Raw genomic sequence first — 11,842 nt, 5'->3', positions numbered from 1 at the left:
TGGTCCGTCGGCCGCCTTCGCGAGCGGGCTCGCTCCCACAATGGGTCTTTGGTGTTCACAAAATCGACGGCAAAACGTAATTCCCTGTGGGAGCAGCTCTTGCTCTTGCTCTTGCTCTTGCGCTTAGCGGTTTTTAACCTGCTCGATATACCTCGCCACCGCCGCCGATTTCTCGAACCGCCGATGGATCAACGACAACCACGAACTCGCCTCACACCCCTTGATCGGCCGGTACACCACCCCCGGCAAACCGACATGACCGACCACCGATTCCGGTACCACCGCCACGCCCTGCCCCAGGGACACCAGGGCAATCACCGCCACCAGCCCGCCCGGCTGCGCCCCCAGCTTCGGCGCAAAGCCACCCTCGGCGGCGACTTGCAGGGTACCGCTGATTTGCTCCGGCAGGATGAACGTCTCGTTTTGCAAATGCTCCGGGGCGATGTCCGGTAAACGACACAACCAGGACTCGGACGACAGCGCCAGCACGAAGCCTTCTGCATCCAGGCGAATGGCCTCCAGGCCTTCGGGGAAGGTCATGGGTGAGCGCACATAGCCAATGTCGAAACGCCCCTCCACCACCATCATCGGCAACGACGCCATGGGGCTTTCCCGTACGTTCAGGCTGACGTCCGGACACTCGCGACTGAAGGCTTGCACCTGCCTTTGCAGCAAACCCGAGTACACCGCCGACGCCACGTAACCCAGTTCGATATGACCAATATCCCCGCGCCCGGCCCGCTGGGCGTTGTGCTGGGCGTATTCGAATTGCCGCACCGTCGCCTCCGCCTCGATCACCAACGCGGCGCCGGCCTCGGTCAAGCTGACCTCACGTGTCTGGCGCACGAACAATCGCGTGCCGAGTTCGTTCTCCATGTCCTGGATCTGGCGAGTCAGGGTCGGCGGTGCGATACCGAGTTGTTCGGCGGCGCGGGTGAAGTTGCCTTGCCGGGCAACGGCCAGGAAATAGCGAAAATGCCGTATGTCCATCGGTGTATTAGCTCAAAGGTAATGAAAACCCGTTGTCCGGCTAACGAAGCCTGCATTCGGGCGCGATAAGCTCCCCTGGCAATCACAGTAGAGAGCCCACGCCATGTACGTCAAACCCCTTATCGCCCTCAGGGGCAATCACCTTGCGCAAAAGGCAATCGCCTCATGAGCCGGGTCAGTCCTCGCCTGACACTGCTGACGGCCTCGGGCGTTTGCTCGCTGATCGTCCTCGACACCAACATCGTCGCCGTCACCCTGCCCACGATCGCAAGGGACCTGGGGGCAAACTTTGCCGATATCGAATGGGTGGTCAGCGCCTACATGCTGGCTTTTGCTGCCCTGCTGTTACCGGCCGGCAGCATTGCCGACCGCTTCGGTCGACAGAAAACCCTGCTCTGGGGCCTAGGCATTTTCATCCTCGCGTCCATCGGTTGCGGCGCGGCGCCCAACGCGTTGTTCCTCGACATCGCCCGGGCGATCAAGGGCGTCGGCGCGGCGTTACTGCTGACCTCGGCCCTGGCCTCCATCGGCCATACCTTTCACGACGAAGTGGAGCGGGCCAAGGCCTGGGCGTTCTGGGGCGCCTGCATGGGGGTGGCGATGACCGCCGCGCCGACCGTTGGCGGCTTGATCACCGAGTACATCGGCTGGCGCTGGATTTTCTACCTCAATTTGCCGGTGGGCCTGTTCCTGATGGCGATGGTCTGGCGTGCCGTGCCGGAATCTCGCGACACCCAGTCCGCACGTCTGGACCCGTGGGGCAGCCTGGCCTTTAGCGCAAGTTTGCTGTGCCTGATCTGGGGCCTGATCGAAGCCAACCGCATCGGCTGGAGCAACCCATTGACCTACGCTCGACTGATCGGCGGCGCCCTGTTGCTGGGGCTGTTCGTGGTGATTGAACGACTGCAGCAACGGCCGATGGTCGATTTGCAATTGTTCAAGCATCCACGCTTCATCGGTGCGCTGCTGGGCATGTTCGCCTATGCCGGTTGCGCCCAGGTGATGATGACCCTGCTGCCGTTCTACCTGCAAAACGGCCTGGGTTTTTCGGCCATTGCGTCGGGCCTGGGGATGTTGCCGTTCGCCCTGACCATGCTGATTTGCCCGCGTATTGGCGTGCGCCTGGCCAGTCGATTTGCGCCCGCGACCCTGATGGCCGCCGGTTTGACCCTGGTCGGCAGCGGCAATCTGCTCAGTGCCTGGGCCGTCAGCAGCGGCGGCTACCTGCCCTTCGCCCTGGCAATTGCCGTGACCGGTGCCGGTGCCGGGCTGCTCAACGGCGACACGCAAAAGAACATCATGGCCTGCGTGCCACGGTCACGTACCGGTATGGCCTCGGGCATGAGCACGACCATGCGCTTCAGTGCGATTGTGCTGGCCATCGGCGTATTCGGCGCGTTGCTGTCCAGCCATACCGAGCAGTTACTGCGCACCAGCCTGTCGACCCAGGGTGCGCCATGGCTCGACCAGACCCAGGGCATCGCCTCGCGGGTAGTGGCCGGCGACATGAGCGCCGCGATGAGCCTGGTGCCGGCCACCGCGCGCTCGCTGGTTGAGCCGCTGGCCCGCCAGGCGTTCGTCGGCGGTTTCAGCCTGCTGCTGTGGGTCGCGGGGTTGCTGGCCTTGCTCGGGGCGTTGGTGGTGGGCACGCTGATGCGCAAGCCGATTCCGGCACCGAGCACTTCAGTCACGGCCGCTTCCCTCAGGATTACTCCGTGAGCGACGCCAGCACCCGCTCGGCATTCACACGTCGCAGGCCCCTGAGACGCGGTGATTCATGTGGGAGGGAGACCGGCTTGCCGGCGAAGAGGCCCACACAGACAGCACACATTTCAGCCTGGCATCAGCTCGTCGATATGCCGATAATCTGCACCCAGCCCGCTCGCCAACACCTTCGCCCGCCCAAGCCGAATCGGCCCTCGCTCAATGTCGATCAACAGCCCCGGACAATCAAGGGTCGGCAACATCGTGAAGTCTTTCAATCGGCCATCGGTCACCAGCAACAGCCGCTGTCGCTCCGCCGGGAAACGCTTCTGACGAGCGGCCAACCAGCGTCCCGCCTCACCCAGCGCTGCCAGTAAGGGCGTGCCGCCGCCCGCTCCGAGGTCATCCAGCCAGGTATGCAAACCGGCGGAAGCCTTCAACCCTTGCACTTGCCATTTCGGCACCTGACCGCTGGCGGTCAGCAAGGCCAGGCGCGCGCGCTGGCGGTAGGCATCGTCGAACAGTTGTGCCAGCAGGCCCTTGGCGTCGCTCAACGCCTGATGGCGGCGGGTCGAGGCCGAGGCGTCGACGATCACCAGCCACAGTTCATGGGGGGAACGGGTACGCAGGTGGAACAGCACGTCATCGCGCTTGCGCGGGCGGCCACCGAGCAAGGTGCCGGGCCAATTGATCGAGCCGGTGCGTGCCCCATGGCGCTTGCCTTGCTTGCCGTGGTCCAACCGTCCGGCGCGGGGTCTGGCATTCGCCCCCGCATCAGATCGAGGGCGAATGCCTAAGGCTTTTTTGGCCAGCTCGGCACTTCACGGCGGGCACCGACCGGCAAGGCCTGGGCGGGCATTTCGCCCCATTGGCCCTGGCCTTCCCCAGGGTTGGATGGCTGGCCAGCCTGCGGTTGATGGTGTTGTGGCGCAGGCGGCGCCTGTTCGCGCCGACGATGGCGCAAGGCGAACTCGGCAACCGCGTCGATATCTTCCTCGGCAATGGCGCTCGCACCGCGCCAGGCGGCGTGAGCACGGGCCGCGCGCAACCACACCAGATCGGCGCGCAGGCCATCGACACCCGCGGCAAAACAGCGCTCGGTAATCTGCGCCAGTGCCTGATCGTCGAGGGGGATGCTCGCCAGTGTGCTGCGCGCTGTCTGGCAACGCTCACGCAGTGACTGCTGCCGGCTTTCCCACTCGACGCAAAAGTGATGCGGATCGTTGTCGAAATCCAGTCGCCGGCGAATGATCTGGCCACGTTCGGCCGGCACGGTGTGACCGCTGAGGGCGACGTTCAAACCAAAGCGGTCGAGCAATTGCGGACGCAGTTCGCCCTCCTCCGGGTTCATGGTGCCGATCAGCACGAACTTCGCCGAATGCCGATGGGAAATCCCATCGCGCTCGATCAGGTTGGTGCCGCTGGCAGCGACGTCGAGCAACAGGTCCACCAGGTGATCGGGCAGCAGGTTGACCTCATCGACATACAGCACGCCGCCGTCCGCCTTGGCCAGCACGCCCGGGGAAAATTGCGCGCGACCTTCGCTCAGCGCGGCGTCGAGGTCGAGGGTGCCGACCAGCCGTTCTTCGGTAGCCCCCAGGGGCAAGGTGACGAATTGACCGCTGGCGAGCAGGTCCGCCAGGCCTCGGGCCAGGGTGGATTTGGCCATGCCGCGAGGGCCTTCGATCAGCACTCCGCCGATTTTCGGGTCGATGGCGGTGAGGTAGAGGGCGAGTTTCAAGTCGTCGGCGCCCACCACGGCGGAAAGGGGGAAATGGGGGGTGTCGGTCATCTTTAATACTCGGTCATGGTCGCTACGAGCAAACTTCACACTGTGGGAGCGAGCCTGCTCGCGAAAGCGGTGGGTCAGTCGACATCGATGCTGAATGATCAACCGCTTTCGCGAGCAGGCTCGCTCCCACAGGGGGGTAAGCGTCAGTTCTCTTCTTCTATGTCCAGCAACAAATTCTCCAGCGCCTCGCGGTACTCGCCCGGCTCCTGCCACATGCCCCGCTGCTGCGCTTCGAGCAGGCGTTCGGTCATGTCGCGCAGTGCATGGGGATTGTGCTCGCGAACAAAATCCCGGGTCGCCGGGTCCAGCAGATAAGCGTCCGCCAGCAGTGCGTACTGGTGATCGTCAATCAACTGCGTCGTCGCGTCGAAGGCAAACAGGTTGTCGACGGTGGCCGCCAGTTCGAACGCGCCTTTATAGCCGTGGCGCTTCACGCCGTCGATCCACTTGGGGTTGGCCGCCCGGGAACGGATCACCCGGTTCAGCTCTTCCTTCAGGGTGCGGATCTTCGGCAGGTCCGGCTGGCTGTGATCGCCATGGTAACTGGCCGCCGCTTCGCCGCTGAGGCTTTCCACGGCGGCGAGCATACCGCCCTGGAATTGGTAATAGTCGTTGGAATCGAGCAAGTCGTGTTCGCGATTGTCCTGGTTTTGCAGCACCGCCTGCACCTGGCTCAAGCGCTGGGCAAACTGTTCACGGGCGGCGGTGCCTTCGTCGGAACCACCGTAGGCGTAACCGCCCCAGTTCAGGTAAACCTCGGCCAGGTCGTCGCGGCTTTGCCACAGTCGACCATCGATCGCGCCTTGCACGCCCGCGCCGTATGCACCGGGTTTGGCACCAAAGATGCGCCAACCGGCCTGGCGGCGAGCCGTCTCTTCATCCAGACCCGATTGCAGCAGCGTTTCACGCTCGGCGCGGACCTTGGCCGCCAACGGGTTGAGGTCGTCCGGCTCGTCGAGGGCGGCGACCGCTTGCACGGCCGCGTCGAACAGGCGGATCAGGTTGGCAAAGGCATCGCGGAAGAAGCCGGACACGCGCAGGGTCACGTCCACCCGCGGACGGTCGAGCAGGCTAAGTGGCAGAATTTCGAAATCGTCGACCCGCTGGCTGCCGGTGGCCCAGACCGGCCGCACGCCCATCAGTGCCATGGCCTGGGCGATGTCGTCGCCACCGGTGCGCATGGTCGCGGTGCCCCAGACGGACAGGCCAAGCTGGCGCAGGTGATCGCCGTGGTCTTGCAAATGTCGCTCGAGCATCAGGTTGGCCGACTGGAAACCGATGCGCCACGCGGTGGTAGTCGGCAGGTTGCGCACGTCCACCGAATAAAAGTTGCGCCCGGTCGGCAACACGTCCAGGCGCCCGCGGCTGGGTGCACCGCTGGGGCCGGCCATGACGAAACGACCGCTCAAGGCATCGAGCAGCCCACGCATTTCCGCCGGGCCGCAGGCATCCAGGCGCGGCGCGACGACTTCGCGCAGGCTGGTGATGATGGCGCTAACCTCTACCCAACCTGCCTCCTGTGGAAGCAAGGCTGCTTCCTGTGGGAGCGAGCCTGCTCGCGAAAGCGGTGGATCAATCGACATCAATGTTGAATGATCAACCTCTTCGCGAGCAGGCTCGCTCCCACAGGGGTCAGGGTTGGCTTGAAGAAGGCTGGGTAGCTCGACCTCGGCACCCACAGTCTGCGAGATCAGTTGAGCGGCAAACAGCTCAAGACGTTCGCGGGTGTCGCCCGCCGTGCGCCAGACTTCATCGGTGAGGGATTGCAATTCAATCGGACGCGGCCCGGTCCAAGGTTCTGCCAGCGCACAATCCAGCGGATCGAAACCCAGCTCGAAGGCCTTCGCCAACGCCCGCAGCACACTCGATTGCGCCCCTCGCCCGTCGCCACGGGGAATCCGCAGCAGCGCCAGCAAGGTATCGATGCGCAAACGCCCGGTCGGCGACTCGCCAAACACATGCAAGCCATCGCGGATCTGCGACTCTTTCAAGTCGCACAGGTAGGTGTCCAGGCGTGGCAACCAGATCGCCGCATCGGCATCGCTGTCGAGTTGTTCATCCAGCTGCAATTCGCGGTCGATGTGGCTGTCGCGCACCAGTTGCAGAATGTCCCGCTGCAACTCCCGGGCGCGGCGCGGATCGAGCAATTGCGCGTCGTAATATTCGTCGGCCAGCAACTCGAGGTTGCGCAGCGGCCCGTAGGTTTCGGCGCGGGTCAGTGGCGGCATCAGGTGATCGATGATCACCGCCTGGGTACGGCGCTTGGCCTGGGCGCCCTCGCCCGGGTCGTTGACGATAAACGGATAGATGTTCGGCAGCGGCCCGAGCAGTGCATCCGGCCAGCAATGTTCCGACAGGCCGACGCCCTTGCCCGGCAGCCATTCGAGGTTGCCATGCTTGCCGACATGAATCACGCCGTGGGCGCCATAGGTGTTGCGCAGCCAGAAATAGAACGCGAGATAGCCATGAGGTGGCACCAGGTCCGGGTCATGGTAGACCGCGCTCGGATCGACCTGATAACCCCGGGCCGGTTGAATGCCGACGAAGGTCAGGCCGAAACGCAACCCGGCAATCATCATCCGCCCGCCGCGGAACATCGGATCGCTTTCGGGGCTGCCCCAGCGTTCCAGCACAGCTTGGCGATTGGCCTCGGGCAAGGCGTTGAACATCAGGCTGTAGTCGCTCAGCGCGAGGCTCTGATGAGAGGGACGCTGGTCAAGGGTGTCGAGGTCGTTGCTGACGCCACCGAGCAATTGCTGGATCAACTCAGTGCCGCTGTCCGGCAACTGGGCCGGTAGCGGATAACCTTCTTGATGAAGCGCACGCAGGATGTTCAGCGCCGCGGCCGGGGTGTCGAGGCCCACGCCGTTGCCGATGCGACCGTCGCGGGTCGGGTAGTTGGCGAGGATCAGCGCAATGCGTTTCTCGCCATTGGGCACCCGCGCCAGATCTATCCAGCGCCGCGCCAGCTCAGCGACGAAATCCATGCGCTCGGGCGCCGGTCGATAACACACCACATCGGACTGACTGCGCTCACTGCGCCAGGCCAGGTCCTTGAAACTGATCGGCCGGCTGATAATCCGCCCGTCCAGTTCCGGCAGCGCGATGTGCATCGCCAGATCCCGCGGACCGAGGCCCTGCTCGCTCGCGCGCCAACCGGGTTCGTTGTCCTGGGCGCAAATGGCTTGAATCACCGGAATGTTGCGGCGAAACGGCCGCAACTGCGGCGCTTCGGGGCTGGATTGGGCAAAGCCGGTGGTGTTGAGAATCACGCCGGCAGCGACTTCATCCAGCAGGTCCTCGACCACGGTCAGGCAGCCGGGCTCTTTCAAACTGGCCACGGCAATCGGCAGCGGGTTAAGCCCCGCCGCCTGCAAACGCTGGCAGAAAACATCGATGAAAGCGGTGTTCGCCGCCTGCAGATGCGAACGATAAAACAGCACGGCCGCTACCGGCTGATCGGCCTGCCAGTCGGCTTGCCAATCCTGCAATGCGGCGGGGCTTTTTTGCGGGTGGTAAATCGCGGTGCGCGGCAGGGTCTGCGGCTCGGCCCAGGCGTAGTCGCGATCCAGCCAACGATTGGCGAGGCAGCGAAACAGGTCGAGTGCGTTGGCCATGCCGCCCTGACGCAAGTAATGCCAGAGTCGGTCGCGGTCTTGCGCAACCACGGTGCTCAGATCGCTGAGTTCCGGGTCCGGACGATCATCGCCCGGCACCAGAATCAGCTGCACGCCGCGCTCGGACAGCGCCACCAACTGCTCGACGCCGTAGCGCCAATAGGCAATGCCGCCATGCAGTGAGATCAGGATGACCTTGGCGTGACGCAATACTTCGTCGACATACAGGTCGACCGAGGCGTGATTCTGCACCTGCATCGGGTTGGCCAGGCGCACGCTCGGGTAATCGTCCGGCAGCTGCTGCGCCGCTTCGGCGAGCAGCGCCAGGCTGGAGTCGCCGCTGCACAGGATCACCAGCTCGGCGGGTGTCTGTCCAAGGTCGGCGATATTGTCATCCGACACGAATCCGCCGGGCTGGGTCCTGAGCAGGTGCATGGCTTAAACGCTGAGTGCGGCGCGCAATTGCGCTTCGAGCAGCGTCGCGTCCAGTTCCTGGCCGATCAACACCAGGCGCGTGGTGCGCGCTTCATCGCCCCCCCACTGACGATCGAAATGCTTGTCAAAGCGCGTGCCCACGCCCTGGATCAACAGGCGCATCGGTTTGCCCGGGATCGCGGCGAACCCTTTGACGCGCAGGATGCCGTGCTGGACCACCAGTTGGGTCAAGGCATCCAGCAGCAGGCTTTCGTCGGCTTGCGGCAGTTCGATGGAGATCGAATCGAAGGCGTCGTGGTCGTGGTCGTCCTCGCCTTCATGGTGATGATCATGATGGCTGTGACGGCTGTCGATGTGTTCTTCGGAACCGGCACCGAGGCCGATCAGTACGTCCAATCGCAGGCGGCCGCTGCTGGCTTCGATGACTTTTACCGCTGGCGGCAGTTCTTCGGCGACTTCCAGGCGCACCCGGGCCAGGTCTTCAGGGCTGATCAGGTCGGCCTTGTTGAGGATCACCAGGTCGGCGCTGGCCAGTTGGTCGGCAAACAGTTCGTGCAGCGGCGATTCGTGGTCCAGGTTCGGGTCGAGTTTGCGCATGGCGTCGACCTGGTCCGGGAAGGCGGCGAAAGTGCCAGCGGCGACGGCCGGGCTGTCGACCACGGTGATCACCGCGTCAACGGTGCAGGCGCTGCGGATTTCCGGCCACTGGAAGGCTTGCACCAAAGGTTTGGGCAGGGCCAGGCCCGAGGTTTCGATGAGGATGTGATCGAGGTCGCCGCGACGGGCGACCAGCTCGCGCATCACCGGGAAGAACTCTTCCTGGACGGTGCAGCACAGACAGCCGTTGGCCAGTTCGTAGACGCGGCCGTTGGCTTCTTCCTCGGTGCAGCCGATGCTGCACTGCTTGAGGATTTCGCCATCGATGCCCAGCTCGCCGAACTCGTTGACGATCACCGCAATGCGACGGCCCTGGGCGTTGTCGAGCATGTGCCGCAGCAAGGTGGTCTTGCCCGAGCCGAGAAAGCCGGTAACGATGGTGACGGGGAGTTTGGCCAGTGTTTTCATCGGATGCCCTTTGGCAAGGTGGCGGGCATACGGGACGACAACCGGCAACGCGGACGCGCGTGCCTGAAGAGTTCGCCACCGGATCACCCCGCCCGGTTGAAAGTGAGAATCTGTGTCGAGGCAGGTCTCCTGGCTGACGGTGTGCCAGTCGTTCGACTGGCGTTGGCTGCGCCTTCCCGCGAACCTGACGGATCAGGGTTTGCAGTGGCGTGGCAGCGAACATCACCGTTCACAGTTGCGGGGGCAGCCGCGGCATCGACCGCGTTCCCTTCTTAGCTTCGGCAGACGCCGAAGAACCTCGAAAGCGCAAGGCTACGCATGGTCTTGGGGCGGGTCAATGTCTTGTGGCAACGGCAAGGACGCCTTCGCGGGCAAGTCGGATCGCCGCACCGCTCGCTCCTACAGGACGGCGGTGCTCTTGTAGGAGCGAGGCTTGCCCGCGAAGCAGTCACCTCGATCTCGAATGAGAACCCCTGCCAATTGACGCCCAACCCCCGCCCATGCTCTCCTACACGCCTTGTTACGGGTGCCCTTCACAGGGTGAAACGGGAAACCGGTGAATCATGTGCTTTACTCAAGGCCATGTCAGTCCGGTGCTGCCCCCGCAACGGTAAGCGAGCGAAGCGTCAGATCCACTGTGCCTGCAGTTCGGCATGGGAAGGTGGCGCTTGCAGGTTCAGGCCACAGCCTGGCCCCTCGTGAGCCCGGAGACCGGCCCGCAACACCGAGTGAGCGTCACGTTCACTGAATAACAAACCCGCGGTGGGCGGGCGCTGTTAGAGCCTCTGCGTACTTGATGCGCAGGGATTCTCCATGCGCTCCATTCACCCGCTGACAGACCAGAGGGAAGCGCCATGTCGATCATCAGCAGTACCGGCAGCAACACCGATAAGAGCACCGCCAGCAGCACCACGACCCTGACCCAACGCCTGACCGCCGCCGCGTGTGCGTCGATCCTGGGTGCGTGTCTCGTCTATTTTGCCGGTTTCTCGCACATCGAAGCGGTGCACAATGCCGCGCACGATACCCGTCATAGCGCCGCCTTCCCGTGCCATTGAGACCTGCCGACATGATCAAGCGTATCGCGCAAACCGCGGGTTTCACCGGGCTGCTGGCCGCCCTGTTGCTGACCCTGCTGCAAAGTTTCTGGATTTCACCGCTGATTCTGCAGGCCGAGACCTACGAAAAATCCGAGCCGGCGGCTGTCGAAGTTCATGAACATGCCGCGGGTGCTGTCGCCGCGCACACCCATGATGCCGAGGCCTGGGAGCCGGAAGACGGCTGGCAGCGCGTGCTGTCGACCACCGGCGGCAACCTGGTGGTAGCGGTCGGTTTCGCGTTGATGCTCGCCGGCCTCTACACCCTGCGCGCCCCGACCAAAACCTCTCAAGGCCTGCTCTGGGGCCTGGCCGGCTATGCCACCTTCGTGCTTGCGCCGACCCTCGGCCTGCCGCCTGAACTGCCGGGGACTGCCGCGGCCGATCTGGCGCAACGGCAGGTCTGGTGGATCGGTACTGCCGCCTCGACCGCGGCCGGCATCGCCCTGATCGTGTTCAGCCGTCACTGGCTGATGAAGATCCTCGGTGTCGCCATCCTCGCCGTTCCACACGTGATTGGCGCGCCGCAACCGGAAGTGCACTCGATGCTCGCTCCGCAAGCGCTCGAGTCGCAGTTCAAAATCGCTTCGCAGCTGACCAACGTCGCGTTCTGGCTGGCCCTGGGCCTGGTCAGCGCCTGGTTGTTCCGCCGCAAAAGCGATGGCCAATACCACGCATGACCGATAACAGCACCGTGCCGATCCTGGTGGTCGGCCTGGGTTGCCAGCGCGGCTGCCCCGTCGGCACCTTGCGGGCATTGCTCGACCAGGCGTTGCAGGCTCATCGGATCGAGCTACGCCAGGTCAAGGCCCTGGCCAGCATCGACCTGAAGCGCGAAGAACCGGGCCTCATCGAACTGGCCGCACAGCTTGCGCTGCCGCTGATGTATTTCAGCAGCGAACAACTGGCCGGTTATCAGCCGCAACTCAGCCACCGCTCGGACATCGCGTTCGAACGCACCGGCTGTTACGGCGTCGCGGAAAGTGCCGCCCTGGCCCTGGCCGAACAACTGACCCAGGCGCCGGCGAAACTGCTGATTTCGCGACAGAAATATGCCCAGGCCACCCTCGCGTTGGCCGGCACTGCATAAAACCCCCGATAATCCCCGCTTTCGATCATGAGCAATCTTCATCTGAAGCCTT

Annotated in this window: 9 protein-coding genes and 2 riboswitches; of the genes, 4 read left to right on the top strand and 5 right to left on the bottom strand. The window is 64.0% G+C overall.

Annotation, left to right across the window (positions count from 1 at the left end; translation table 11 throughout):
* Positions 1–123: 123 nt before the first annotated feature.
* A complete protein-coding gene (locus F8N96_RS02740) occupies positions 124–990 on the bottom strand; it encodes a LysR family transcriptional regulator (RefSeq protein WP_150796458.1) in 867 nt (288 codons plus the stop codon).
* Positions 991–1,155: 165 nt separating this feature from the next.
* Between F8N96_RS02740 and F8N96_RS02735 the strand changes: the two genes are divergently transcribed.
* Complete coding sequence (locus tag F8N96_RS02735; protein WP_150796457.1) at positions 1,156–2,709, top strand: MFS transporter; 1,554 nt, start codon at positions 1,156–1,158, stop codon at positions 2,707–2,709.
* Positions 2,710–2,822: 113 nt separating this feature from the next.
* Here F8N96_RS02735 and F8N96_RS02730 read toward each other — a convergent pair whose 3' ends face one another.
* The 4 genes from F8N96_RS02730 to cobW form a co-directional block, all read right to left on the bottom strand.
* Entirely contained in the window at positions 2,823–3,434 is a 612-nt protein-coding gene (locus F8N96_RS02730) for a vWA domain-containing protein (RefSeq protein WP_150796456.1), read from the bottom strand.
* Between the two features lie 53 nt (positions 3,435–3,487).
* Positions 3,488–4,486 carry an ATP-binding protein gene (locus tag F8N96_RS02725; RefSeq protein WP_150796455.1) on the bottom strand — a complete coding sequence of 333 codons (999 nt, stop codon included), beginning with the start codon at positions 4,484–4,486 and terminating at the stop codon, positions 3,488–3,490.
* Positions 4,487–4,629: 143 nt separating this feature from the next.
* Complete coding sequence (gene cobN, locus F8N96_RS02720) at positions 4,630–8,538, bottom strand: cobaltochelatase subunit CobN (RefSeq protein ID WP_150796454.1); 3,909 nt, start codon at positions 8,536–8,538, stop codon at positions 4,630–4,632.
* A gap of 3 nt (positions 8,539–8,541) precedes the next feature.
* The gene (gene cobW, locus F8N96_RS02715; protein WP_150796453.1) at positions 8,542–9,603 is read right to left on the bottom strand and encodes a cobalamin biosynthesis protein CobW; all 1,062 of its coding nucleotides are present in this window, start codon (positions 9,601–9,603) and stop codon (positions 8,542–8,544) included.
* Positions 9,604–9,704: 101 nt separating this feature from the next.
* Positions 9,705–9,919, bottom strand: a riboswitch (cobalamin riboswitch).
* Positions 9,920–10,110: 191 nt separating this feature from the next.
* Positions 10,111–10,338: riboswitch (cobalamin riboswitch) on the top strand.
* Between the two features lie 119 nt (positions 10,339–10,457).
* Here cobW and F8N96_RS02710 point away from each other — a divergent pair.
* From F8N96_RS02710 to F8N96_RS02700, 3 genes are read left to right on the top strand one after another with little or no spacing between them, the layout of a single operon-like run.
* A complete protein-coding gene (locus F8N96_RS02710; protein WP_150785645.1) occupies positions 10,458–10,661 on the top strand; it encodes a CbtB domain-containing protein in 204 nt (67 codons plus the stop codon).
* An 11-nt stretch (positions 10,662–10,672) separates the two neighbouring features.
* Positions 10,673–11,380: a CbtA family protein gene (locus F8N96_RS02705; RefSeq protein WP_150796452.1), complete on the top strand. Its 708-nt coding sequence runs from the start codon at positions 10,673–10,675 to the stop codon at positions 11,378–11,380.
* The gene (locus tag F8N96_RS02700) at positions 11,377–11,790 is read left to right on the top strand and encodes a cobalamin biosynthesis protein (RefSeq protein WP_150796451.1); all 414 of its coding nucleotides are present in this window, start codon (positions 11,377–11,379) and stop codon (positions 11,788–11,790) included. The genes F8N96_RS02705 and F8N96_RS02700 overlap by 4 nt, the downstream gene beginning before the upstream one ends.
* Positions 11,791–11,842: the final 52 nt, after the last annotated feature.

The organism is Pseudomonas fluorescens (genome assembly GCF_902497855.1).
Classification (GTDB): Bacteria; Pseudomonadota; Gammaproteobacteria; order Pseudomonadales; family Pseudomonadaceae; genus Aquipseudomonas; species Aquipseudomonas fluorescens_BI.
The sequence above is the reverse complement of the archived record's forward strand: the minus strand, read 5'-3'. Positions and strand labels throughout refer to the sequence as shown.

Bases quoted from the DNA above. Each gene is read 5' to 3' on its own strand.
- cobW (WP_150796453.1), bottom strand. From the start codon at position 9,603: ATGAAAACACTGGCCAAACTCCCCGTCACCATCGTTACCGGCTTTCTC.
- F8N96_RS02705 (WP_150796452.1), top strand. From the start codon at position 10,673: ATGATCAAGCGTATCGCGCAAACCGCGGGTTTCACCGGGCTGCTGGCC.
- F8N96_RS02710 (WP_150785645.1), top strand. From the start codon at position 10,458: ATGTCGATCATCAGCAGTACCGGCAGCAACACCGATAAGAGCACCGCC.
- F8N96_RS02740 (WP_150796458.1), bottom strand. From the start codon at position 990: ATGGACATACGGCATTTTCGCTATTTCCTGGCCGTTGCCCGGCAAGGC.
- F8N96_RS02700 (WP_150796451.1), top strand. From the start codon at position 11,377: ATGACCGATAACAGCACCGTGCCGATCCTGGTGGTCGGCCTGGGTTGC.
- F8N96_RS02735 (WP_150796457.1), top strand. From the start codon at position 1,156: ATGAGCCGGGTCAGTCCTCGCCTGACACTGCTGACGGCCTCGGGCGTT.
- cobN (WP_150796454.1), bottom strand. From the start codon at position 8,538: ATGCACCTGCTCAGGACCCAGCCCGGCGGATTCGTGTCGGATGACAAT.
- F8N96_RS02725 (WP_150796455.1), bottom strand. From the start codon at position 4,486: ATGACCGACACCCCCCATTTCCCCCTTTCCGCCGTGGTGGGCGCCGAC.